Raw genomic sequence first — 24,091 nt, forward strand, 5'->3', positions numbered from 1 at the left:
CCATGAACTTTCCCATCCTGCATATTCCTGTGGTGGGCGACGGCATGACCATTGCCCTCAATGCGGTGCTGCACGTTTATATCAGCCACGGCCTGGCCATAGGCCTCATGACCATGCTGGTGATCTTTCAAACCCTCACATGGAAGGGCAAGGGCGCGTTCTGGGCCGACATTGCCCGCCGGTTGCTGGGGCCGCTGGTGGTAATTACCACCTCTGTGGGCGCGGTCACAGGCGTGGGCATCTGGATTCTGACCGGGAGCCTCGCGCCGGAAGGCATCGGCGCGCTCATCCACCTGTTTTTCTGGCCCTGGTTTATTGAGTGGTTCGCCTTCACCGCCGAAGTCATTTTGCTGCTCTGCTACTACTACCAGTGGGATCGGCTGATAACGCGCAAACCCGGCACCCTGGCCGCCATTGGCTGGGGCTATGTGGGGGCGTCCTTTATCTCTGCGGTTCTTATCACCGGCATTCTGGGCTTCATGCTCACCCCGCAAGGCTGGCCGTGGGCCAGAAGCTTTACCGAGGCCTATTTCAACCCCACATTTGTGCCGCAGTGCTTTTTACGTGTCAGCGGCGGCATGGCGCTGGGCATACTGTTGCTCATGAGTTGGATTGCCTGGCGCTTCAAGGGCACTGCAGAGGAACGCGGTAGAGCCTTACGGGTCTGCGGAACAGCCCTGCTGCTCTCTCTGGTTGTGACGGCAGCGGCGACCTACGTGTATTTTATGCGGGTGCCGCAAACCTACCTCACGCACTGGAAATTCTCGGTCGCCACATCCTACCTCTCGCAAATGCCGGACTTTCTGCCAGCGGTCAACGCGGTTGCCGCGCTTGTGCTCCTGCTGACGGCCCTGGCGGCAATGGCGCGCTCGCGGCTTGCATGTCGCTTGCTGTGCTTCCCGGCCCTGATCATGAGCCTGTGCTTTGTCATGGAATTTGAGCGCGTGCGCGAATTTATTCGCGGCCCGTACCTGATGCCGGGCTATATGCACGCCAGCCAGATAACCCTTGTGGAAAGCGAGGCGCTGGCAGCCCAGAACGCCCCTTTGTTGCCCCGGCTGCGCTGGGTCAACACCAGCGGCAATCTGCCCCCGGCAACCCAGGCCGCCAGAACGCTTTTTGCGGCCAATTGCGGCGTATGCCACGCGGAAAGTGGCATCAATGGCATTGATCAACGCCTTGCGGGGCGCTCGGCAGACGGCATCAACGCCATGCTGGGCATTACGCAGAGGCTGGCCCCCTACATGACGCCCTTTGTGGGTTCGGAGCAGGAACGCGCACTGCTTACGGAATATTTGTTCCAGCTTTCCTCCAACTATTCCCGCCGCGCCCAACAAGCCGCCAGGGAGAAGTAGCCATGCAGCAGTGGACAGACCTGTTTCTCAACAAACCCTTGCCCGAAGGCTGGATGCAGGGGCTGCTCTTCATAACTTTTGGCCTGCATCTGCTCTTCGTGCTGCTCATGCTTGGCACGGCCATCCTGAGTCTGCTGTTCTTTCTGCGTGATCTGCTGCGTCAGCCCTCGCCAGATCAGCACTGGAACGAGCACGTGGCCCACTCGCACATGGGCCTCAAAAGTCTGGCCGTGGTGCTGGGCGTTGGCCCGCTGTTGCTCATGCAGATAAGCCATCCGCATGCCTTTTTTACAGTTACGGGGCTTTTTTCGTATGCGTGGCTGGCGATTATTCCGCTGCTGATCACGGCATTTCTGCTGTTTGACGGCTTTGCGCACAAAATTGGCACCAGCGCATGGCTGGCCCTCATCTGCGGACTGGTGGGCGTTGCGGCCCTCATGACTGTGCCCGCCATCTTTACCGGGGCGCTGACCCTCATGGAACGCCCTGCGGAGTGGGCCGACTTTGCCGCCAGCGGCTTCCGCTTTGATGCGCAGTGGATGCCGCACTGGGTGCTGCGCTACCTGCACGTGCTGGGCGCGGCTGTGGCCTTTGGCGCGGCTTTTCACCTGTTTTTCTCCGCCAGAAATGAAAAACAGAAGGCCCCTCTGCTGCGCAAGTGGCTGCTTGGCGCTCTGATGGCTCAGGCCGTCATAGGGCTGGCCCTGCTGGCAACCATTTTGCCGCAACTGTCCGTTCCGGTGTTGTCGTTCATAAGCCTTGGCGCACTGGCCCTTGGCGCTGCGGTCTGGATTCTGAGGCCGGAATCGTCAACCGCCGATTACCGCTTGCTGGCCTTGCTGCCCCTTATCTTCGTCTCCATGCTGCTGGCCCGCCAGCTCATGCAGAACGAGGCGCTGGCCCCCGGGCAGGCGGAAGCTACGGCCCAACGCGAACAGCGCGTTCGGGAACTGGCCCCCTTCAGCCAGAAGGCTCTGGATGCCTTTGCCGTCAAACTGCGCACCGTGTACGACAATGGAGACACCATCTACGACGGCGCTTGCGAGCCGTGCCACGGCCTCACCGGACGCGGCGACGGGCCGGAAGCCTCACGGCTGCGCATCCCCGCCACAGACCTGACCACCATGCGCACAGACCGGGATTACGTGTATGAAATGGTGCGCGACGGCACCCCCGGTACAGGCATGCCCTATTTTCGCATGTTCGACCGCGAAAAGCTGGAGAGCCTGCTGGACGCCATGGGCAAGCGCTTTGGCATGTACGCGGCCACGCCGCCCCCCCCCCGCGATATCAGCCCTGTTTCGCTTGAAGTATGGATAGGCACCTGCGCCAAATGCCATGCGGCCAACGGCAGCGGCAGCCCCTCGGGGCGGGCCATGCAGCCCCCGCCCCCCGATTTTAGGCGCAGCAGCCTGACCCATGAGCAGGCCCTGAAAATCATTACTGAGGGCTATCCCGGAACAGGCATGCCCGGCTACCGGAATCAGCCTCAGACTGTGCGCGAAGACCTCGCCATCATCTGCAACAGTTTCCGCGCCGCGCATAACAAGAACGAAAAATAGCCTTGGCGCGGGCTGCCCCCGGCCTCGTTGCTGCCATAGAGAATTGCCTGACCAGTTTCTGAGAATCCCATAACAAAGCCCCCGTTCCATAATGGATCGGGGGCTTTGATTTCAATCAGTTACTTGCGCTGTTTGCGGGCTGCTTTTCTGGCCTTGCTGCGTAAACGCCGTTCTTCGTCATCAAGCAGGGCACGCTGCTTGTCAAAGGGAATTCAACCGCAGTTCAGGCGGTCTGTGGGCAGCCAGCCTTTTTTGAGGGCAAGCAGGTATATGGCGGCAATACCGCCAAACACCAGCAGGAGAATCAAAGTATCCATAAAACCTCCGCCGCTTTATCTGGTCCAGGGATAGAGCGCCGATGATCCATCGGCGGCGGCCCTGGCGGCAGTGGCGCGGCTTGCGTACAGGTTAGTGATGCGCAGCCATGATTCCATGATCCGCTGGCGCGAAATGCGCCCGCTTTCCACAAGCCCGCGCAAGGTCTCAAAAGCCTTGCTGGGCAGGGTTTCGTCCCAATACAAGTTATTGCCGAACAGCAGAATGTCCACCCCGGCGTTAACCGCCAGCAGCATTGCCTGCTCCATGCCGTAATGGTCGGTAATGGCCTTCATCTGCATGTCGTCGCTGATGATCACGCCCTGCCAGCCCATGCGCCCGCGCAACAGGTCGGTAACAACAGCGCGGGAAAGCGTGGCAGGATACTGCGGATCAAGCCCCTTGTGGTACAGGTGCCCAAGCATCACCATACCGGGCCAGCCCTGTGCAAAAGCCTGCGCATAGGGCGCAAGGTCGGCCTTGGCATTCCAGCTGCGGGTGATGTCCGTCAGCCCCAGATGCGAATCCTTCTGCGCGCCGCCCTGACCGGGAAAATGCTTGAGCGCGGGGATGATGCCACTCTGCGCCAGCCCCTGCCCAAAGGCTAGAGCGTGCGCGGCCACAAGGGCCGGATTGGGGCTGAAGCTGCGCTCCAGCGCGCCAATGGCCGGATTGGCGGGGTTGCTGTTCACATCCGCCACCGGGGCCAGATCAACAGAAATTCCCAGCGAGGCCAGTTCCACGCCCAGTTGCCGGGCAATGGCGCGGGTTTTCTCCGGGCTGGCCGCGCCCATGCTCTGGGCGGAAGGCAGATCGGCAAAACCGCGTTGCGGCTTGAGCCGCCGCACCCGTCCGCCCTCCTGGTCAACAGCTATGAACAGGGGGCAGGGGGACGCGGCCCGCAGCGAGGCTGTGAGCCGCCGCACCTGCTGGGGCGAAATGATATTGCGTTCGCCGCCTGTGGTAACATCCCGGTCAAACAGGATAATATGTCCCACATGCCCGGCGCGCACCTGGACAAGAAAGGCATCGCCCTGGGGCAGATCCGCTTCGCGAAAGCCCAGCATGAGCATGGAGCCGATCATGACATCCAGCGATGGCGCGGCACTGCCCGTATTTGTTTTAGCGGGCGCGGCCTGCGCAGCCGAGGCTTCGGCGCTCAGCAGGGGCGAAAAACAGAGGGCCAGAGCAAATGCAAGCAGACAAAGTGCAGCCCCGCCCTTACGCGCGGCAGCAAAAAAACTCTGGCTGGCGGAACAGCGCCTCACCAAGGGGGATTTGCCCCTGTTTACAGTATCAGACACGACTTTCGCCTCAGCTTTCAGGATCAAGCGTTGTGTAAGGGGCCTGCCCTTGGCAACCAAGGCACTGCGGGCCATGATCCAGAGGATAGGCCTCGCCGCAGCGGGGGCAAATGCCGATGGTGCCCATGTGCCCATGCCCCAGAAAAATCTTGTCCACCTGCACGCGCTGCACCTTACAGATACTGTGCCCGGCTTCTTCAATTTGCCGTTCTAACTCCACGATATCCTGCGCATGCTTGGGCTTTTCCTTCATGAACCAGCCCTGGATTTCCGGATAGGCGAAGAGTTTTGCCGGGTCTATGCTCACGCGCACGCCCAGGCCTGTTTTTTTGTCGTACAGCGAAACCGCGTAAAGCCCCAGGTCGCGCACATGCAACCGTTTGTTGCCCGTGCTGCACAGGCTGAGCAGCTGCACCGCGTCCGGCAGGCATTTGCTGGTTTCCGCCAGTGCTTCAAAAAGGGTTCCTTCGGGCAGCATACCCTTGGCAAGCTCGACCATATAGCCACCGATAAGCAGGCCAGGAGCCGCGCAACCGTGAAACTCCTCTGCGATCCCGTGGAATTGCGAAAACGTATACGCGCCGATATTCATGGATATTCCGTCGTGCTGCCCGCCGTGTGCGGAAGGTAAGGTGGGATGCGCAGGCAGGATGGCTGCGCCAAGAGGCAAAATTCCTCCTGTCACTTGGCATCATTTGCCGCCCAGCGTCAAGTGCGCACGGCAGCTGTGCTTGACCCGGCAGAGCGCGGACTGCTATCGGTTGAGCACGGTCAGATTCATGCATCAGCATTCCGCGCTAACCTGTACGGGCGGCATAACCGCATGAGGCACCTCACATGCAGGCTCTTATAATCATAGATATTCAGAACGATTACTTCCCCGGCGGCAAGATGGAACTTTGCGGCAGCGAGGCAGCGGCCAATAATGCCGCCCTGCTGCTCAAGGCCTTTCGCAAGGCTGGAAAACCCGTTTTTCATGTGCAGCATATTTCTCTTGCGCCCACTGCCACTTTTTTTCTGCCCGGCACCACAGGTGCGCTCATTCATGGCAGCGTTGCCCCCCTTTCGGGCGAAGCCGTAGTGGAAAAACACTTTCCCAATTCCTTCCGCGACACAACCCTGCTTGGCCTGCTTCAGGCGCAGAATATCACGGACATTGCCATAGCGGGCATGATGACCCACATGTGCGTGGATACCACCACACGCGCTGCCTTTGACCTTGGCTTCACCTGCCATCTTGCCCACGATGCCTGCGCCACCCGCGATCTTGCGCACAATGGCAAAACAATAAGCGCCTCCCATGTGCAAACAGCCTACATGGCTGCCCTTGGGCAGGTATTCGCTCAGGTGCGCAGCACGCAGGAACTGTGCGCGGCCATCAGCTAGAGCAGTTAAGCCACTTCATTCGCAAACTGCTTTAAACCGCGCTGCACACTCCATCAGGGGGAATATCATGGCGTCATTCCTGTTGCGATTCCGTTTTTCCGCACTGGCTCTGTTTTTGTGGGCCAGCCTGCTTGCAGGCTTTTCGCTGGTTTCCCTGCCCTGCCATGCGCAGGAAAAGGCGGGCCTCGAGCTGCTCTTGCTGCACACCAACGACCTGCACTCCTACCTTGCGGGCAGGGATGCTCACGGCAACGCCTGCCTGAAATCCGAGGGCTGCACGGGCGGCTTTGCCCGCCTTGCCACAGCCATGAAGCGCGCCCGCGCGGAGCACGACAACGTGCTGGCCGTGGACGCTGGCGACCAGTTTCAGGGCACCCTGTTTTTTACCGCCAACAAATGGCCCATGCTGGCCGACATCAACAGCCTGATGCCCTATGACGCCATGACGCTGGGCAATCACGAATTTGACGATGGCTGCGAGGCCACAGCCGGATTTGTACGGGCGCAGCCCTACCCGGTGCTGGCCGCCAATCTGGATGCCCGCCCCGGCTGCCCTCTGCGCGGAACACCCTTCCGCCCATGGATCATCAAGGATGTGCGCGGGGTCAAGGTGGGCATTGTGGGGCTTGCCAACCCCAGCGTGCGCACGCTTTCTGCGGCCTGCCCCGAAACGTGGTTCTACAAGAGCGAAACAACGCTGAAAAAGGCCGTGGCTGAGCTGGAAAAGCAGGGAGTGCGGCACATCATAGCCGTGACGCATCTTGGCCTGCCAAAGGATCTGGAACTGGCCCGCAAGGTGGACGGCGTGGATATCATTGTGGGCGGGCACACCCACGACTACCTTGGCCCCAAATCATCCAAGGGGCCGTACCCCATTGTGGAGCACTCGCCCTCGGGCAAGACTGTTCTGGTGGTCACTGCCGGGGCGCTTGCCAAGTATCTGGGCCAGCTCGACGTGACCTTTGACGCGCAGGGCGTCCCTGTGCGCTGGCAGGGCGAGGCCCTGCCGCTGGATGCCTCCATTCCGCCCGACCCGGATGTGGAAGCCAAGATCGCCCAGTATGCTCAAAAGCTGGAAGCCTTCACCTCCGTTACCGTGGGGCAGAACAACCTGAATGCGCCTGATGGCCTGCACCAGTGCCGCATAGGTGAATGCCTTTCCGGCCTCATCGCGACCGATTCCATGCTGGATTATGGCCGCAGCTACGGAGCGCAGGCCGCCATTATCAACGGCGGGGGGCTGCGCGCCCCTCTGCGGCAGGGAGCGCTGAACCTTGGCGACATGCTGGCCGTGCTGCCCTTTGGCAACAAGGTCATCATTCGCGATTTCAGCGGCGAGCAACTGCTGGCAGCGCTGGAACACGGCGTGGCCGACTACAAAGGCGTGGGATCGCCCCTGCTGCACACGGCGGGGCTGCGCTACGTGTATAATCCCGCTCTGCCGTCCGGCAAACGCATTGTGCGCGCAGAGCTGCTGGACGCGGGCGGGACCGCGCGCCCCCTTGACCCTGCCGCCCGCTACCGGGTGGTTCTTGTGGATTATCTGGAACGCCGGGGCGATGGCTACGCCATGCTTGCCAAGGGATCGCCCGTGGAAGCCCCCGACCCGGTGGATGTGGACGTGCTGGCGGCATACATCAAAAAATTCAGCCCGCTGACAGCCTTGCCGCCTGACCGACTGATCCGCCAGACAAACTGATTGCTGCATGGGCGCAGGCAGAACCAACGCGAGGCTCCATGCCCGCTGCAACCTGATCATGCCTGAGAGAGTCTGAACATGCCGTAACATGCCCGCCCTTGGGACTTGCCAAGGGCGGGCATGTTGGGCAGTGTGGCGAAAAAGTTGAGGCCTTATGAATTCCCGCGACCTTATCATGGTCCTTTCTTCGCTGCTTTCCATGGCGGCGGGCGTTTTTCTGCCCCAGGCGGCAGAACCGCTTGCCGCAATGCCGCGCCTTATTCTCATTTTCATGCTTTATATGAGTTTTCTGGCTGTGGGCATGGAAGCCCTGATGCGCGAAATACGCCACATGAAGGGCACGCTCTGTTTTCTGGTAGCCTTGCGGCTTGCGGTGCTGCCGCTGCTGTGCCTTGCGGTTTTCCGCCTGTGCATGCCCCAGTTTGCGCTGGGGGCCTTTCTGCTGGGCGCAGCGCCAGTGGGGGTCATGGCCGCTGTTTTTTCGCTCATGGTGGGGGCCAATACAGCGCTTATTCTTGTGGCCAACATCGCCACGTCCCTGCTGCTGCCCGCAAGCCTGCCCGCCGTGCTTTCCGCTACCGATGCCGCGCTACGCCTGCTGGGCCTTGAGCCGCTCAACATGCCTGCGCACCTGGAACTGGGGCACATGAGCCTGTCGCTCTGCGTGACCATTCTTGTGCCCTTTGCCGCCGCGCATATTACGCGCATTCACCTTGACGGGCTCCGCAACCTGCTTTTACGCTGGCAGTTCCCGCTCATAACCGTGTCCATCGTGATTTCCAACATTGCCATTTTCAGCCACTACGGCGATCTGCTGCGGCAATCGCCCGACCTGCTGCTCAAATCGCTGGGCGCAGCCTCCCTGCTCTGCCTCATCATGACGCTTGCCGCCATCCCCCTGGCCCGCCGCATGAGCAGGCAGGTGGGCATGGCCTTTCAGATTTCGTTCGGCGTTATCAACAATGTGCTGGTGATGATCGTCTGCATGGAATTTTTCAGCGCCACAGAGGCGATCATGGCCGCCGCCTATCTGGCCCCCCTGTACGTGCTGCTGTTTTATTACCGCCTGTGCAGCCGGGATAAAAAGCAGGGCTGACATGGCAGGGAATGCTCTACTCCGGCGGCAAAAACGGGTTTACTTGCGGCCCCGGCAGATGTAGAAATTACCCAGGGGATGGAGTTCCCCTTGAACCGCATTTGCTGATAACTCCTACCAGGGCCAGGGCGTTGGTAGACTATTTTGCGACCGCGCCAAAGCGCGGTTGCTTTTTTTATTCAACGCCGGGGCATTACCGCTGCCATCGGCAAGCATGAAAACGCGGGCAGCGTGGGCCTTTAACAGCCGTACTTGCACCGCATAACGGATTGACGCATGGTCAAAAACGTTCTTGTCATCACATTGGGGGCCGGGGCCGGGGCCTGCCTTCGCTGGGTGCTTTCAATGCTGCTCAATTCCATCTTTCCGGCTATCCCGCTTGGTACGGTGGCCGCCAATTTCCTCGGCGGGTTCGGCATCGGGCTTTCGCTGGGCGTGTTCAACTCGCTGCCCGGTCTGGCCCCCGAATGGCGGCTGCTTGTCATCACTGGTTTTCTGGGCGGCCTCACCACCTTTTCCACCTTCACGGCAGAGATCGGCACCCTGCTGCAGGAACAACGCATAGGCATGGCCGCCGGGGCCATAGCCCTGCACGTCTGCGGCTCGCTGATCTGTTTTTTCATGGGCCTTGGCGCAGTTTCGCTTCTCAAATCCCTCTTTCGTTAGGAGCAGGCCATGAACGGCTACAGACTGACATTTTATACGCAGCAGGGGCGCTCGCACGGGCACATGAGCATTGCGGAATGGCTGCTCAAGGAAGCAAAGGCCATTGGCGTTGAGGGCGCGACCTTTGCCGCAGCGCAAGGCGGCTACGGGCGCGACGGCAAATACCACAGCGCACGCTTTTTTGATGTGGGCGAGCAGCCCATGGAAGTGACCATGGCCGTGAGCCCGGAACACAGCGAGCAGCTGTTTGCCCGCATTGAGCAGGAAAATCTGCAGATATTCTACATGAAAATCCCTGTGGAATTTGGCATCACCTGCTCGGGGAAAAATCAGCCCGCCTGACCCCAGACGGCCCCCCTCCCAATAAAGAACCCCCCGGCGGAAACGGCCTCTCAGACCACATCCGCCGGGGGTTCAAACTTCGGCAGCCAAAAAACTAGGCCTGATCCAAACTCCACTGATCTTCCACCGGCAGATCGGCAAGACGGCGGCGCAGCATGTCCAGCGCATGGCTTGAGGCAAGGCGGCGCGTCCATTCGCGGCCCAGATAACGTCCCTGCGGGCGCATGACGCGCAGCCAGACATGCTCCGCATCGCTCAGGGCAATATATACAAGACCCACAGGCTTTTGCGGCGTACCGCCGCCAGGGCCAGCCACGCCGGTGATGCCAATGCCGTAATCAGCGCCGCTGTGCTCGCGCACGCCCTGGGCCATGGCCCGCGCCACCTCCGGGCTGACAGCCCCGTGCGCGCACAGCATATCGTGCGGCACGCCGAGCAGCCGCTCCTTGGCTTCGTTGGCATAGGTTACCATGCCGTAACCAAAAACATCCGATGCACCGGGCTGGTCAGTGATGCGCTTGGCAAGCAGGCCACCGGTGCAGGATTCCGCAGTGGCAAGGGTTTTGCCCTGACGCGCCAGCTCCTGCACAGCCACTGCCTCCAGCCCCGCAACATTCACGCCGTACACAAAGTGCCCCAGCAGCTTGCGCACCTCCGCCACCATGGGGGCAGCCAGAGCCTCGGCAGCGGCGGCATCCTGCGCCTTGGCTGTTACCCGCACGAACATTTCCGCATCGCCCGCATAAGTTGCCGCCGTGGGATTGGCCCCGCCAGTCAGCCCCGCAATGCGCAAGGCAGCCACGCCCTCGCCTATGCCAAAGGTCTTTACCATGAACGATGAAATGACCGACCCGCTCATGCTCCGCAAAAAGGGCACGGCGCTGTCGTGCAGCATGGGCAGCAGTTCGGATGGCGGCCCAGGCAGCATGAGCACCCAGCGCCCCTCGCCCGCAGGCGTGGCGCAGCCGGGGGCGGTACCCGCCAGATTGGGAAAAGCCACGGATCCGCGCGGCAACATGGCCTGCTTGGCCTGATTGGCCGACATGGGGCGCGTGCCAAAATATTCCCGCAGCCGCGCCATGCTGTCCGCATGTTCCTCAAGCGGCGCTTCGACCACCAGAGCTACAGTTTCCTTGGTCAGATCGTCTTCCGTTGGGCCTAGGCCGCCGGTGGTGATGACCACCTCCGCGCGTTCCAGCGCCTCGCGCAGAGCTTTCTCGAGCCTTTGCGGATTGTCGCCCACGGTATGCACCTGCAAAAGATCCATCCCCAGTGCGGAAAGCTCCCGCGCCACATGTGTCGCATCCGTATTGACCGTATGGCCCAGCAGGAGTTCTGTGCCGACCGATATTATTTCCGCCTTCATGCGGCCTCCGTTTTGCTTGATGCACGCCCCGCCCGCAAAGGCTTGGGACGTGCCGTTGAGCATCCTAATCTCCCAGCCTGCACGGCGCAAGACTGACGCGCCACGCACGCAAGATTTCCCGGCAGGACTTGCTTGACAAGCCCGAATATCTGGGCCAATCATTTCTTACCAATTTACTAAGAAATGATTTGTCGACTAGGATAATACAAACTGCAAAAGAATCAGGGGACTGAAATGAGCGAAAAAAAGAAACCACGTTTTGAAACCCTGCAAGTTCATGCCGGGCAGGAACAGCCGGATCTGGCGACCGGTGCGCGCGCAGTACCGATCTATCAGACAACATCCTTTGTTTTTGACGACTGTGCGCACGCTGAGGCGCGCTTTAACCTCAGCAATGCCGGCAACATTTACAGCCGCCTGACCAATCCCACGCAGGACGCCTTTGAACAGCGCGTTGCAGCACTTGAAGGAGGCGTTGCGGCCCTGGCCACGGCCAGCGGCGCAGCAGCCGTTACCTATGCCCTGCAAAATCTGGCTGAAGCTGGCGACCACATTGTGGCCGAAAAGACCCTCTACGGCGGCACCTACAATCTGCTGGCGCACACGCTCAAGGCCTGGGGCATAGACACCACCTTTGTGGACCCTGATGAACCCGGCGCTTTTGAGCGCGCCATCACACCCCGCACCAAGGCCATTTTTATTGAAACCCTGGGCAACCCGCACAGCAATATTGTGGATATTGAAGCGCTGGCGGATCTGGCCCACAAAAACGGCATCCCCCTGGTGGTGGACAATACCTTTGCCACGCCTTGGCTGCTGCGCCCCATCGAACACGGGGCGGACGTTGTTGTGCATTCGGCAACCAAGTTTATTGGCGGTCACGGCACAACCCTTGGCGGTGTGATTGTGGACGGCGGCAAATTTGACTGGGAGGCCTCGGGCAAGTTCCCCCGGCTGTGCGAGCCGGAACCGAGCTACCACGGCCTGAGCTTTACCAAGGCAGTGGGCGCGGCGGCCTTTGCGGTGCGCGTCCGGGCCATACTGCTGCGCGATCTTGGCGCTACGCTTTCGCCCTTCAACGCCTTTATCCTGCTTCAAGGGCTGGAAACCCTTTCGCTGCGGGTTGAGCGCCACGTCAGCAATGCGCTGGCAGTGGTGGAATATCTGGCCAAGCATCCCAAGGTTGAGCGGGTCAACCATCCGTGCCTTGCCAGCAGCCCCAGCCATACCTTGTATCAGCGCTATTTCCCCAAGGGGGGCGGCTCCATCTTTACCTTTGAGGTCAAGGGCGGCGCGGCCGAAGCCAGGGCATTCATCGACAGGTTGCAGGTCTTCTCCCTGCTGGCCAATGTGGCGGATGCAAAATCGCTGGTCATTCACCCCGCCTCCACTACGCATTCTCAGCTCACTGCCACAGAGCTTGCCGAAACGGGCATCCGGCCCAACACGGTCAGGCTCTCCATTGGCATTGAACACGTGGATGACATTATTGAAGACATTGCACAGGCACTGGGCTAAGCCCGCCCGGTGCAGGGCGCGCACAGCGCACCCGGAACCACATCGGTTTCAAAGGCCCTGCCACAATACGCGGCGGGGCCTTTTTAGCTTGCAGCTTCGAGTAAAAGGCATTGTCTTTTCAGGGGCCATTGCATACAACTGGCTGATCCATTGTAATGCTCTGCGACCGGGACAGCCTACCCCCTCTGGGCAAGCCGCCCGCCGTTAACTGTGCGCTCTCAAGCAGGAGACTTTTCATGTTCAGAAAAATTGCGGTTCTTCTTTTTGTCATGCTCCTGGCCACGCCCGTGCTGGCAGATGAGGTGAGTACAAAGTATATTTCCGTTGACCTTCCCGACAACTGGAAGGCCGTTATGGCTCCCACAGAAAATCAGGGAACTACCACCGTTATTTTTTCAAATGCTTCGGGCAATTCTACGGTGGGTTTTGTGACCGGCCCCACCGGTGGCGCGGACACCAAAACTGTTGCCGAAATGTTCGCCAACCAGTTCAAGGCGCTCAAGCCCCCGGTGGAAAAAAACGGACAATACACCTTTGCCTTCACCCAGCAGCAGACCCCTTGCCAATCCTGGGTAGCGGCGTCTGGCGATATTTTTATGGTCACGACCATCACCGGCGACCGCAAGCTTGGCCTGGCTTTTATCAAAAGGTACGTAAAAAGTGCGGAATACGCCAGTTTACTGCCTAAATAGGCAAATTCTCTCGGTCAATTTTAAGGCTAGATAAAACATCAGGGGCTGTCGGCATTGCTGACAGCCCCTGATGTTATTTACTGACGCCCCCAAAGTGCATTCACAAGGGAGTGCATTCCTGCCCGCAGCCTTTCCAGATTCTTTTCAGACGATCCACCACGGCATCTGAATACATGTCGTTATTGCGGCCTGCCGCAACCAGATTGTCCAGCAGATCCTTACTGCGGCTCAAGGCCTGTTGAATGGGCGCATAGGCGGGATCTTCCTCCAGCACCACGTTATAGCCATCCACATCCTTGATGCGGTAGCGCAGCGGCACCTTCCAGTTGCGAACGCACATGTTGTACAGATAGTAATTCACCAAAAACAATCCCATGCCGCCGGATTCATCCTTGAAAAGGCGGGCATGTTCCTTGCCTTTATTCAGGTCTGTATCTTCGTATTCCGAATTGTCGTATTTGCCGCCGTTTACAAAAAAATCATTGGCGTCATAATAGTATTGCGGCAATCCGGCACAGTTTACGCGTGAGCCGTAATCCCCGTCATCTGCGCCGTACAGACCGTAATCCTCGCTCCAGTAGCCCAATATGTCTGAAACACTTTTGGGGATGATAATGGCGCTCCCCATGAGCGTGGATGTGCAAATGCCAAGCCTGCCGTCTTCACTGGTGATCGTGCCGGGATTTTTCACCATGTCATGCGCTATGAACGTCGGCCCCAGTGTAGAAACAGGGTCCCCGTGCGCCCACAGCCTGAAAAGATTCTCCAGCCAGTGTGGTGTTATGACCACCATATCGTTGTCGAGCTTCATGTAATAGGGGGCGTCCACAGCGCGCCAGCCGATATTGCAGGCGCAGGATATGCCCATATTGCGCGGCAGCAAAAAAAGATTGTCGATAATCCCGTCTTTGTGCAGTTCCACTAGCCGATCACGCAGGGCTTGCTCGCTGCCGTTATCCACCACTGTAACCGCAAATGGAATGCCGGGCGCTGTTTTGCGCAGGGCCAACAGTGTCTTCTGCGTAAGATGATACCTGTTAAAAACAGGCACGGTAATGTTTACAACAGGGTTGGACATCTGAACGCTCCTGTACCGATCAGTGACTCAGGATAATGCACGGACTTGGAACAGTTAACGCATTGCATTTCCAAACTGATCTAGCGCACCTCTTCCATCAACCAGCGGCGCATGAAGGCCAGCCCTGCGGCCCGCGCCTGAGCGCCGAGCCTCTGGGCGTCTTCACGTATGGCGCGGGGGTCAAAGCCGTTGACGCCAAGTTCGCAGCAATGACCCACAAGCCATGTTTCCATCAGGGCCGCGTCCATTTCTGCGTGAAACTGCAAACCGAGCTGCCCCGGCCCGGGCCGGAAGGCCTGATGCGGGGTGATAGCCGTTGAGGCAAGCAGATCGCTGCCCCGGGGCAGATCAAACGTATCGCCATGCCAGTGCAGCACAGGCGCGCCCGCAAGCTCAGCCAGAGGGCCGCTCAATCCCGCCGGGGTGAGTTCAACCTGGCCCCAGCCAATCTCCTTGGCGGTTCCGGGGTATACGTCGGCATCAAGGGCGCTGGCCATAAGCTGCGCGCCAAGGCAGATGCCCAGCAGAGGTCGGCCCGAAGCAAGACGGCTTGCCACAAGCACCTTTTCATCGGCAAGGAAGGGATACACATCTTCCTGATACACGCCAATGGGACCGCCCAGCACCACGGCAAGGTCGGCATCCTTCCACAGTTCCGGCTCCAGGGGCACAACTCCGGCCTGTACATAGCTGATCGCAAAACCCGCTTCTTCAAGCGGCTGCACAAACACACCCAGATTTTCAAAAGCCACATGTTGGATAGCAACGCAACGCTTCATGCTTTCTCCCGATGCTGAAATACCTTTTACACTGGATGCCATATGGACAAATACGGCACGCAGCGCTTGCGCCCGCCACTCTGCGGGCATTCTGAACGCCACGGGGGGAAGTTGTACGCGCCCAGGAAACCAAATTAGAGCAATGCAGCTGAACATACACAGGTTCAACATTCTGCGCCGCAGCCTATGGCGCACGCGCAATCGTACTGCGCCTGCGCTTTTTTGCTGCGTCTGCCCGCACAATCTTCAGGGCAATTTCAAAAAAACTCTGCCCTGAATGAGCGAGGCCAACGGTCTGCACCAGCAGTTTTCCATCTCACATAGTACGCAGCTTGTGGATGAAGCGCAAGAATGCCGAGCCTTCCCGGCAAAAACATCTTGCTACAAATTTATTTTTTTTGTTACTAAACATCCAGCTACGTCATGCCATGGCGGCACCCCCCTCCACCTCAACCAACAGGAACTTTCTATGTGGAAAATTTGCTGCGCCAGCCTTGCTCTGCTGCTCATGTGGGGAACCCAGGCCCAGGCCCATTTCGGCATGGTCATCCCCTCCACCCCCACGGTTGCAGACAAGAAGGACGCCAACGTGCAGTTGGAGATTTCCTTTGTGCACCCCATGGAGATGCAGGGTATGGATATGGCCGCGCCTGCGGCGGCTACCGTCACCCATGACGGAAAAACAGAAGACATCAAGGCAACGCTCAAGCCCGCCACGGTGCTGGGCCACAAGGCATGGCAAACAACCTACGGGATCAAAAAGCCTGGCGTGTACCAGTTTGCCGTTGAGCCCGCCCCCTATTTTGAACCTGCAGAAGACAAGTTCATCGTACATTACACCAAGACCGTGGTAGCCGCCTTTGGCGAAGAAGAAGGCTGGGATGCCCCCCTTGGCCTGAAAACGGAAATCGTGCCCCTTACCCGCCCCTTTGCCAATTATACAGGCAATGTATTCCGTGGCCGCGTTTTGCTTGACGGCAAGCCCGTTGCCGGAGCTGACGTGGAAGTGGAGTGCTACAACAAGGGCAAGGCGCACACCGCTCCCAACGATTTTTATGTCACCCAGGTAGTAAAGACCGATGAAAACGGCGTCTTCAGCTATGGCATTCCCTGGGCGGGATGGTGGGGTTTTGCGGCCCTGAACACCTCCGCCGAAAAAATGGAATACAAGGGTGAAGCCAAGGAAGTGGAACTGGGCGCTGTGATGTGGGTGAATTTTGCCGCACCCAAGACCAAGTAATACTGCGCCAAGCATTGCTGCGGCAGGCCGGGCCGGAAATTGCCCCTTCCGGTTCGGCCTCTGCGCATGCGGCCTTGCAAGGTGAAGCCGGGCAAAGGGCAAGCAAAGACCCAACAAAGGATTGATCATGCATATTGCCGAAGGCGTTCTTTCCCCTGCCGTGCTTGCCACGGGTTACGCCCTTACCGCCGCCGGAACGGCTCTGGGCCTGAAAAAACTCGATTATGATCGGCTCATGACCGTGGCCATTCTGGCCGCGACTTTTTTTGTGGGTTCGCTTATCCATGTGCCCATCGGCATTACCAGCGCGCACCTTATTCTCAACGGCCTTCTGGGCGTGATACTCGGGTGGGCGGCCTTTCCGGCCATCCTGGCGGCTCTGGCGCTTCAGGCGTTACTGTTCCAGTTTGGCGGCCTTGTGGTATTGGGGGTCAACACCTTCACCATGGGATTTTCAGCCGTCGTGGCGGGTTATGTGTTTCGCGGCCTGTGCCGTGCGTGGCCCACACCAGCAGGGCAAAAAATTGCCGCTTTCTGCGGCGGTGCGCTGGGCGTTTTGGGCGCGGGCCTGCTGACGGCGGTGGCTCTGGCCTCCAGTGATGAAGGCTTTGCCACTGCTGCGCGGCTACTGTTTTTGGCGCATCTGCCCATCATGTTGGCCGAAGGGCTTATCACCATGCTGACCGTGGGATTTATCGCCAGGGTGCGCCCTGAAATGCTGCGCCTGAGCGCGGCCTGAGGCCATAAGGAGTCTCCATGCTTTCCATTTGTTCGCGCAGGGCATTCTCGCCCACACTGCCCGTACTGTTGTCCACGCTGTTTTTGCTCTTCACGCTGGCATTGCCCCATGCGGCTCAGGCCCACCGGGTCAATATTTTTGCCTGGACAGAAGGGGATCAGGTTGTTGCGGAATGCGGCTTTAACGGCGGCAACAAGGTCAAGCAGGGACAGGTGGTGGTGTACGATGCTGCCACTGGCGCAAAGCTACAGGAAGGCCGCACCGATGATCAGGGCGTGTACCGTTTTCCTGTTCCCGCTGAGGGCAAGGCCCACGGCCTGCGCATTGTCGTCAAGGCTGGCGAAGGCCATCAGAATGAATGGATGATGGACGCCGCCGAACTGGCGGCGGTTCAGACGCCAGCCATTCCCGCCAGCGCCTCCGAAGCAAAGGACGCGGCGGCTCCTGCTGCCGAAAAAACATCTCCGGTTACACACGCAGTATCCACGGCAACCCCCGGAGCAAAAGGCGCGGCTGCACCCACCCCAAGCGCTGTCGGCGTCAGCTCCGGGGAGCTGCAAACCATTGTCAACGCGGCGCTGGATGTAAAGCTTGGGCCCATCCGCCGGGAACTTGCCGAAATGCGCGTGTCCCGCCCCGGCTTTTCTGAAATTTTCGGCGGCATCGGCTGGCTGGTGGGTCTGGCGGGTATTGCCCTTTACTTCAAGGGACGTCGGGGGTAATGGCTGGGAGTGTTTGACCAGCCCTTTGTCCGCCCATCGCTCATACAGCGTATTGACCCCCGCGTTCGCATGGCCTTCGCGGGGGGGCTTGCGGTATGCATATCACTGCTGCACAGCCTGACCGCCTGCGGCATGGCCCTTGCGTTGGGTCTGGCGCTCTTGGCGGCGGCCAATCCGCCTGCCCGCGCGCTGCTGCAACGCCTCGGTGCCATCAATATCTTCATTGTTTTTCTGTGGTGCGTCACGCCCCTGACCACGCCGGGAACCCCGCTGGCGCAATGGGGAATGCTCACAGTGAGTGCCGAAGGCGTACGCCTTGCGCTGCTGGTAAGCATCAAGTCCAATGCCATTGCCTGCATTTTTCTGGCGCTTGTCGCCACCATGAACGCCCCCACCGCCGGTCATGCGCTGGAGCGGCTGCACTGCCCGGCCAAGCTCGTTTTTCTCTTTCTTTTCACAGCCAGATACGTTCACGTTATCGCCCAGGAATGGCACACCCTGCTGGTGGCGGCACGGTTGCGCGGTTTTCGTCCGCGTACCAACATGCATACCTACCGTACCATGGCATCCCTGTTGGGTCTGTTGCTGGTGCGCAGCTACGAACGCTCGCTGCGCGTGCGCGAGGCTATGGTCTTGCGGGGATTTTCCGGCCATTTCAGATCGGTGACGGTATTCCACGCCCAAAGGGGCGACTGTATTTTCGCACTGGGCCTGCTGCTGTGCATGGCGGGGATAATCGCGGTTGAATGCCTGGGAGGCCTCAATGTCTGACCACCTTCACGATGCAGCCATTTTCAGCCTCGAGGGCATCTGCTTTGCTTACGGGCAGGGCAGCTCGCCGCGCACAGTGCTGTGCGATGTGGATTTTTCACTGCATCCCGGTCAGCGTATCGGCCTCTATGGACCCAACGGAAGCGGCAAAACAACGCTTTTTCGCTGCATCACGGGGCTGGCACGGCCACAGGCAGGTCAGGTGCTGTTCCACGGCACCCCCCTCAAGGAAGAAAAAGATTTCTACAATCTGCGCTGCAAGGTGGGCTTTGTGCTGCAACACGCGGAAGACCAGCTCTTTTTCCCCACCGTGCTGGAGGACGTGGCCTTTGGCCCGCTGAATCTCGGCTTTTCAGCCGACGAGGCAAGAGATTGCGCCCTGGACACCCTGCGCGATCTCGGTCTGGCAGGTTTTGAAAACCGCCTTACCCACCGGCTTTCCGGCGGCGAAAAAAAGCTCGTGTCCCTGGCTTCAGTGATGGCCATGAAGCCCGAGGCGCTACTGCTCGACGAACCCACCAACGGTCTCGACAACGATGCCCGCCAGCGCATCATCGACATTCTGGGCAGCCTGAGCACAGCGCGCATAACCATTTCCCATGACTGGGATTTTCTGGCGCAAACATCCACCCAGTACCTCACCATAGCCAACAATCGGCTAAGCGCCTGCGCCCCCTCCTTTGCCCACGCCCATATGCATGCTCACCCGCTGGGCAACGAACCCCACGAGCATTAGCCAAAACAATCTTTCCAGCTTAAATCTTCAACAATGCTAGACTAATACGCCATAAACTATCTGCTATGAAATAATTTTCCAGCACGCCGCCTTGCACCGTCCTTCGGTAACGCTGCGCTGGCGTTACCCTTTGACTCGCCTCTGGTCGCCGCGCATTTTAATCTCCGCACCTGATATCTACTTGCATATATAAAATGATAGTAGCATTCTTTCCTAAACAATAGTAGGGTCGCGCAGCAATTTATGCTCTGCGTCAGATTCCTCTCTTTTGGCACAAGATCTTGGCCTCCCAAGGATTGCCATGCGCGAACCCCATCCCAGCCGCCCTCTGCCGCTTATCCAGACGGACACAACCGATGCCGTGCTGGAATGGCGCGTTGCCCCAGACATTCTCCGCTTCAGCCTTGGGGCCAAGCGGCTGCTTGGCATTGAAGCAAAAACTCCTTGCAGCATGGCGGCATTTCTTGGCGTATGTCATGAAGATAAAAGGGATATGCTTGGGCAATCGTTGCAGACGTTTCTCGAAGGGCACATAGGCGGGCATATGGAAATATGCTTCCCTCTCAATGCTCTTGTGGCGCGAACCCAGCTTATAACCCTTGCGCGCAACGGCGCGGGGCAGGCAGAGCATGTGGTTGGCTGCATCAGCGCGGTGGAACGTCAGACGCAGCAAATTTTGCCATCCGCGCGTTTTTCCATGCAGCACCTTGCTACGCCGCACTCCACGCAGGATGCGGCCCGCCTGATGCTGGCGCTCAATGCTTCCGGCGATGGACTGTGGGATTGGGACGCCAACACCAATACCGTCTACTACAGCCCCCGCTACATCGAAATGCTGGGCTACACTGCCGAGACGTTCCCCGCAACGTTGCGCAGCTGGGAAGAGAAGATCCATCCAGAAGATTACGCCCATGTGGTGCCCATACAAAAAGAGGCTCTTCCGGGTTTTCCGTGGGTAGCTGATCTGCTAATGTCCTTCCCGGAGGGCACCAATGAAGGATACGGACCTATATTTTCGGATTCTCGGGCTGACCGAGCCCTGGTTTGTTGAGGCTGTTGAACTGGACACGGCGGAAGGTCGGGTAGACATCCGCGTGGAGCATGGTCCTGGTGTTCGCTGGTTTTGCCCTACTTGTGGTCGAGAGCTGGCTTGCCGCGACCATGCCGAGCCTCGTGTCTGGCGCCATCTGGACACGTGCCAGTTCAAGACGTTCCTGCATGCTCGGATTCCCCGAGTGGACTGCCCCGAGCATGGCGTCCTTCAGGTCAACGTGCCTTGGGCCGAGTCCAAGGCACGTTTCACCATATTGATGGAGCGATTGATCATCGACGTGCTGACCGAGTGCGCCACCGTAACAGGAGCGCGGCGCATCCTGCGCATCACCTGGGACGAAGCATGGGGTGTCATGGAAAGGGCGGTGCGCCGGGGCCGGGAGCGCAAGCAATCGAATCCCTCGCGGTATCTTGGCGTTGACGAGAAGGCATTCCGCAAGGGGCACGACTATGTGACCGTGGTTTGTGATCTGATCGGCAGCACGGTGGAGTATGTGGCCGACGAGCGTAAGGCCGAAAGCCTTGAGGGGTACTACCTTCAGTTCACCAAGGCGCAGTTGGAGCGGATCAAGGCCGTGGCCATGGACATGTGGGAGCCCTATTTTAAAGCTACGCTCAAACATGTGCCGGACGCGGCGGGGAAAATCGTTCACGATCGGTTCCACGTCATGAAACACGTAGGCGAGGCTGTGGACCGGGTACGCAAGCAAGAGCACCGCGAACTCACAAGTCAGGATGACCATCGACTCAAGGGCACGAAATTCCTCTGGCTATACCGGGAGGAGAATCTGCCGGACAAACACCGGCCAGCCCTGGAGGCCTTGAAGACAGCGAACCTCAAGGTGGCCAAGGCCTGGGCCATGAAGGAAAGCCTGAACGACGTCTGGAAGTACCTGAGCACGGGATGGGCCAGACGTTTTGTGAAGCGATGGCTGGTCTGGGTGAACAGGTCAGATCTTGCCCCAATGCGCAAAGTGGGCGGACTGATTCAGAGACATCTTGAGAACATCCTGACCTTCTGCCGCCACAGGATCACCAACGGCGTGGCCGAGGGCCTCAACAGCAAGATCATGGCCATCAAGAGGAAGGCTTGCGGTTATAGGAACCGGGAGCATTTCAAGACAGCCATCTACTTCTTCTGTGGCGGTCTAAACCTCTACCCGGCCAGTTCCTGACAGGGGTTACCCACGGAAAACCCGGAAGAACCAATCTTTACGGACGGTATGCCCTGATAGCGGGTCAGGCTTGGGGAAGCCAGAACAGACTTTACGCCGATAAAACTGGAGAACGGCACCATCTCGTCCTTGGTGTTGCGCAGATAAAAACGGCTGAAATCGCCTATTCCGGAGCGAACCGAAGGCTCCGCCTGAAAGTAAACCTTTTTTGTTCTGCCCTTATCCGAAAAATCGTTGATATATTCGCCCGCCCAGTAGGCGCTGATGGCGCTGTTTATTTCAGCTCTGGTCAGGCCGTAAGCGCCAGCCTTGCTGTTGTCGATGACCAGATCATACTGCTCGGTATCGGCCATGCCGCTATACCTTACGCTGGTAACAGCAGCGGATTTTGCCGCACTTTCCAGCAGGGCATCCTTGGCCGTGAGCAAGGCCGCGTGCCCTTTGCCGCCGCGATCCATCAGTTCCAGCTCAAAGCCGGAGGAAGTGCCAAGCTCCATGACCGCCGGGGGCGACATCACAACTATTTCCGCCCCGGCTATGGATGAAAACCGTTCCGTGGCGCGCTCCATCACGTCAGAGGCGCTCTGCCCCGGGCCGCGTTTGCTCCAGTCCTTGAGCAGGGGAAGCACCATGGCCGAGTTCTGGCCGGTACCGCTGAATCCCCAGCCGATAACGCTCATGACGCTTTCTATGGAATCCTTTTCGTCGTTGCGAAAGTAGGCATCGACCTCTTTGACAATCTTTTCCGTGCGCTCCAGTGACGCGCCCGGCGGCAACTGCACGTCAACATACAGTATTCCCTGATCTTCATCCGGCAAAAATGCCGAAGGCAAAAGCAGAAACAAGGCCAGACACCCTGCCGCCAATGCCGCAAACACTACGCCCCACCGCAAGGGCCGCCGCACCATGCCGCTCACGCCAAGGCTGTAGCGTTCCGTAAAGGCCGCAAACCATCGGTTGAAGCGCCCAAAGAAGCCCTCCCCCATTCCACTCACATGCGCGCGCAGCATGGTGGCGCACAGGGCAGGCGTGAGTACAATGGCGACCACCACGGAAAGTACCATTGACGCAACAATGGTCACGGAAAACTGCCGGAAGATTGCCCCGGTGGAACCGGGCATAAAGGCCATGGGAACAAAGACGGCGGATATGACCACGGCAACGCCCACAAGCGCCCCGGTTATCTGCCGCATGGATTTGAGCGCGGCCTCTTTTGGGGCAAGCCCCTCGTCGCGCATGAGGCGTTCCACATTTTCCACCACAACAATGGCGTCATCCACCAAAAGGCCGATGGCCAGCACCATGCCGAACATAGTCAGCGTGTTGATGGAAAAACCCGTTGCCGCAAATACCGCGAACACTCCGAGCAGCACCACAGGTACGGCAATGGCCGGAATAAGCGTGGCGCGATAGCTCTGCATGAACACAAACATCACCGCGACCACAAGCGCGATGGCCTCAAACAGGGTACGCACAACCGAGCGTATGGATTTTTCCACAATAGGCGCGCGGTCATCAGCATAGGCATACTTGAGCCCCGGCGGGAAAAAGCTGGCGAGCGACTGCAATTCGGCCTTGATGCCCCTGGTAGTTTGCAGAACGTTGGCCCCCGATGAAAGCTTGAAAGCCAGCCCCGTACCCGCATGCCCGTTGAAAAATGTGGTGCCCATGGAACTTTCTTCATTCAGTTCGATGCGGGCAACCTCCTTGAGCAGTACTGCGGAGCCGTTTTCTTCCACCCGCAGTTGAATCTGTTCAAACTGTTCCGCTGTTTCCAGGCTGGATGAGGCGTTGATGGCAATATTGATCTCCTGCCCCGGCATGGCTGGCGCAGCCCCCACCTGACCGCCAGCAACCTGGGCGTTCTGGGCGCGCACGGCAGCAACAACGTCCTGCGGATTCAGCTTGTACTGGCGCATTTTGTCCGGATCGCACCAGATACGCATGGCATTTTGAAAACCATACAGGGTGATTGCGCCAACGCCCTGAACGCGGCTCAAGGGGTCAACCAGCGAGCTTGCCACATAGTCGCTTATGTCATTGGGGCGCATGGTGTCGCTGGCATCGTAAAAAGCCACTGTCATGAACGAATTGTCCACGGCTTTGGACGTCTGAATGCCCTGCCGCTGCACGGTATCTGGCAACAGGGAAAGAGCCTGCTGCACCTTGTTCTGCACCTGCACCTGCGCCGTATCGGCATCCGTGCCCGCTGCAAAGGTGAGGATAATTTCCGTATCGCCGGAGGAACTGCTGGTTGATTTCATGTGCAGCAAATTGTCCAGGCCTTTTATCTGCTGCTCAATGATCTGCGTTACGCTGCGGTCAACAATGGACGCGGTCGCTCCTGTGTACTGGGCCGAGATGGATATCTGCGGCAGGGCAATATCCGGGTAATGCGCAATGGGGAGCCTGCCAAGAGCCAGCAGCCCGGCCAGCATAATGATGATGGCAATCACCCAGGCGAAGATGGGGCGATTGATGAAAAAAGCTGCCATAC

At 58.9% G+C, this 24,091-nt stretch carries 22 protein-coding genes and 1 riboswitch; of the genes, 16 read left to right on the forward strand and 6 right to left on the reverse strand.

Going from position 1 to position 24,091, the window contains the following annotated elements:
* Positions 1 to 2 precede the first annotated feature (2 nt).
* Positions 3 to 1,355, forward strand: a complete 1,353-nt coding sequence (locus ACUZ79_RS12215; protein WP_449251758.1) for a cytochrome C — start codon at positions 3 to 5, stop codon at positions 1,353 to 1,355.
* Positions 1,356 to 1,357: 2 nt separating this feature from the next.
* Positions 1,358 to 2,917, forward strand: coding sequence for a c-type cytochrome (locus ACUZ79_RS12220; RefSeq protein ID WP_449251759.1), 1,560 nt, complete (start codon positions 1,358 to 1,360; stop codon positions 2,915 to 2,917).
* Between the two features lie 332 nt (positions 2,918 to 3,249).
* Here the strand turns inward: ACUZ79_RS12220 and ACUZ79_RS12225 are convergent, their stop codons facing one another.
* Both ACUZ79_RS12225 and ACUZ79_RS12230 read right to left on the reverse strand, forming a co-directional pair.
* Entirely contained in the window at positions 3,250 to 4,536 is a 1,287-nt protein-coding gene (locus tag ACUZ79_RS12225) for a glycoside hydrolase family 3 N-terminal domain-containing protein (protein WP_449251760.1), read from the reverse strand.
* A 10-nt stretch (positions 4,537 to 4,546) separates the two neighbouring features.
* Positions 4,547 to 5,206 (reverse strand): FmdE family protein, encoded by a 660-nt coding sequence (locus ACUZ79_RS12230; protein WP_449251761.1) that lies wholly within the window; start codon positions 5,204 to 5,206, stop codon positions 4,547 to 4,549.
* Between the two features lie 167 nt (positions 5,207 to 5,373).
* Here ACUZ79_RS12230 and ACUZ79_RS12235 point away from each other — a divergent pair, with 167 nt between their 5' ends.
* The 5 genes from ACUZ79_RS12235 to ACUZ79_RS12255 all read left to right on the forward strand — a co-directional run bounded on the left by ACUZ79_RS12235 (position 5,374) and on the right by ACUZ79_RS12255 (position 9,725).
* Positions 5,374 to 5,922: a cysteine hydrolase family protein gene (locus ACUZ79_RS12235; RefSeq protein WP_449251762.1), complete on the forward strand. Its 549-nt coding sequence runs from the start codon at positions 5,374 to 5,376 to the stop codon at positions 5,920 to 5,922.
* 67 nt (positions 5,923 to 5,989) lie between these two features.
* On the forward strand, positions 5,990 to 7,621 hold the full coding sequence (locus ACUZ79_RS12240) for a bifunctional metallophosphatase/5'-nucleotidase (RefSeq protein WP_449251763.1): 1,632 nt from the start codon (positions 5,990 to 5,992) through the stop codon (positions 7,619 to 7,621).
* A gap of 154 nt (positions 7,622 to 7,775) precedes the next feature.
* Positions 7,776 to 8,717: a symporter gene (locus ACUZ79_RS12245; protein ID WP_449251764.1), complete on the forward strand. Its 942-nt coding sequence runs from the start codon at positions 7,776 to 7,778 to the stop codon at positions 8,715 to 8,717.
* A gap of 65 nt (positions 8,718 to 8,782) precedes the next feature.
* Positions 8,783 to 8,841: riboswitch (Fluoride riboswitch) on the forward strand.
* Positions 8,842 to 8,993: 152 nt separating this feature from the next.
* On the forward strand, positions 8,994 to 9,383 hold the full coding sequence (crcB, locus tag ACUZ79_RS12250; protein WP_240824771.1) for a fluoride efflux transporter CrcB: 390 nt from the start codon (positions 8,994 to 8,996) through the stop codon (positions 9,381 to 9,383).
* Between the two features lie 9 nt (positions 9,384 to 9,392).
* Positions 9,393 to 9,725, forward strand: a complete 333-nt coding sequence (locus ACUZ79_RS12255; RefSeq protein WP_233482686.1) for a DUF190 domain-containing protein — start codon at positions 9,393 to 9,395, stop codon at positions 9,723 to 9,725.
* A gap of 94 nt (positions 9,726 to 9,819) precedes the next feature.
* On the opposite strand, the gene ACUZ79_RS12260 is transcribed toward ACUZ79_RS12255, so the two are convergent.
* Positions 9,820 to 11,091, reverse strand: coding sequence for a competence/damage-inducible protein A (locus tag ACUZ79_RS12260; protein ID WP_449251765.1), 1,272 nt, complete (start codon positions 11,089 to 11,091; stop codon positions 9,820 to 9,822).
* Between the two features lie 234 nt (positions 11,092 to 11,325).
* On the opposite strand from ACUZ79_RS12260, the gene ACUZ79_RS12265 reads away from it, so the two are divergent.
* Both ACUZ79_RS12265 and ACUZ79_RS12270 read left to right on the forward strand, forming a co-directional pair.
* Positions 11,326 to 12,609 (forward strand): O-acetylhomoserine aminocarboxypropyltransferase/cysteine synthase family protein, encoded by a 1,284-nt coding sequence (locus tag ACUZ79_RS12265; RefSeq protein WP_449251766.1) that lies wholly within the window; start codon positions 11,326 to 11,328, stop codon positions 12,607 to 12,609.
* Positions 12,610 to 12,845: 236 nt separating this feature from the next.
* A complete protein-coding gene (locus tag ACUZ79_RS12270; protein ID WP_240824774.1) occupies positions 12,846 to 13,301 on the forward strand; it encodes a hypothetical protein in 456 nt (151 codons plus the stop codon).
* 100 nt (positions 13,302 to 13,401) lie between these two features.
* On the opposite strand, the gene ACUZ79_RS12275 is transcribed toward ACUZ79_RS12270, so the two are convergent.
* A complete protein-coding gene (locus ACUZ79_RS12275) occupies positions 13,402 to 14,379 on the reverse strand; it encodes a glycosyltransferase (RefSeq protein ID WP_449251767.1) in 978 nt (325 codons plus the stop codon).
* Positions 14,380 to 14,459: 80 nt separating this feature from the next.
* Positions 14,460 to 15,158 (reverse strand): glutamine amidotransferase, encoded by a 699-nt coding sequence (locus ACUZ79_RS12280; protein WP_240824776.1) that lies wholly within the window; start codon positions 15,156 to 15,158, stop codon positions 14,460 to 14,462.
* 469 nt (positions 15,159 to 15,627) lie between these two features.
* Here ACUZ79_RS12280 and ACUZ79_RS12285 point away from each other — a divergent pair, with 469 nt between their 5' ends.
* The 7 genes from ACUZ79_RS12285 to ACUZ79_RS12315 all read left to right on the forward strand — a co-directional run bounded on the left by ACUZ79_RS12285 (position 15,628) and on the right by ACUZ79_RS12315 (position 21,594).
* The gene (locus ACUZ79_RS12285) at positions 15,628 to 16,398 is read left to right on the forward strand and encodes a DUF4198 domain-containing protein (RefSeq protein ID WP_240824777.1); all 771 of its coding nucleotides are present in this window, start codon (positions 15,628 to 15,630) and stop codon (positions 16,396 to 16,398) included.
* A gap of 127 nt (positions 16,399 to 16,525) precedes the next feature.
* The gene (gene cbiM / locus ACUZ79_RS12290) at positions 16,526 to 17,137 is read left to right on the forward strand and encodes a cobalt transporter CbiM (protein ID WP_192111358.1); all 612 of its coding nucleotides are present in this window, start codon (positions 16,526 to 16,528) and stop codon (positions 17,135 to 17,137) included.
* A gap of 17 nt (positions 17,138 to 17,154) precedes the next feature.
* Positions 17,155 to 17,859, forward strand: coding sequence for a cobalamin biosynthesis protein CbiL (locus ACUZ79_RS12295; RefSeq protein WP_449251768.1), 705 nt, complete (start codon positions 17,155 to 17,157; stop codon positions 17,857 to 17,859).
* A 9-nt stretch (positions 17,860 to 17,868) separates the two neighbouring features.
* Positions 17,869 to 18,630, forward strand: a complete 762-nt coding sequence (gene cbiQ, locus ACUZ79_RS12300) for a cobalt ECF transporter T component CbiQ (RefSeq protein ID WP_346770015.1) — start codon at positions 17,869 to 17,871, stop codon at positions 18,628 to 18,630.
* Complete coding sequence (locus ACUZ79_RS12305; protein WP_449251769.1) at positions 18,623 to 19,366, forward strand: energy-coupling factor ABC transporter ATP-binding protein; 744 nt, start codon at positions 18,623 to 18,625, stop codon at positions 19,364 to 19,366. Before cbiQ ends, ACUZ79_RS12305 begins: the two co-directional genes overlap by 8 nt.
* A gap of 301 nt (positions 19,367 to 19,667) precedes the next feature.
* A complete protein-coding gene (locus tag ACUZ79_RS12310; RefSeq protein ID WP_449251770.1) occupies positions 19,668 to 20,417 on the forward strand; it encodes a PAS domain-containing protein in 750 nt (249 codons plus the stop codon).
* On the forward strand, positions 20,359 to 21,594 hold the full coding sequence (locus ACUZ79_RS12315; protein WP_096152604.1) for an ISL3 family transposase: 1,236 nt from the start codon (positions 20,359 to 20,361) through the stop codon (positions 21,592 to 21,594). Before ACUZ79_RS12310 ends, ACUZ79_RS12315 begins: the two co-directional genes overlap by 59 nt.
* Here ACUZ79_RS12315 and ACUZ79_RS12320 read toward each other — a convergent pair.
* Positions 21,576 to 24,089, reverse strand: a complete 2,514-nt coding sequence (locus tag ACUZ79_RS12320; protein WP_449251771.1) for an efflux RND transporter permease subunit — start codon at positions 24,087 to 24,089, stop codon at positions 21,576 to 21,578. The genes ACUZ79_RS12315 and ACUZ79_RS12320 overlap by 19 nt on opposite strands.
* Positions 24,090 to 24,091: the final 2 nt, after the last annotated feature.

The organism is Desulfovibrio faecalis (assembly GCF_053570625.1).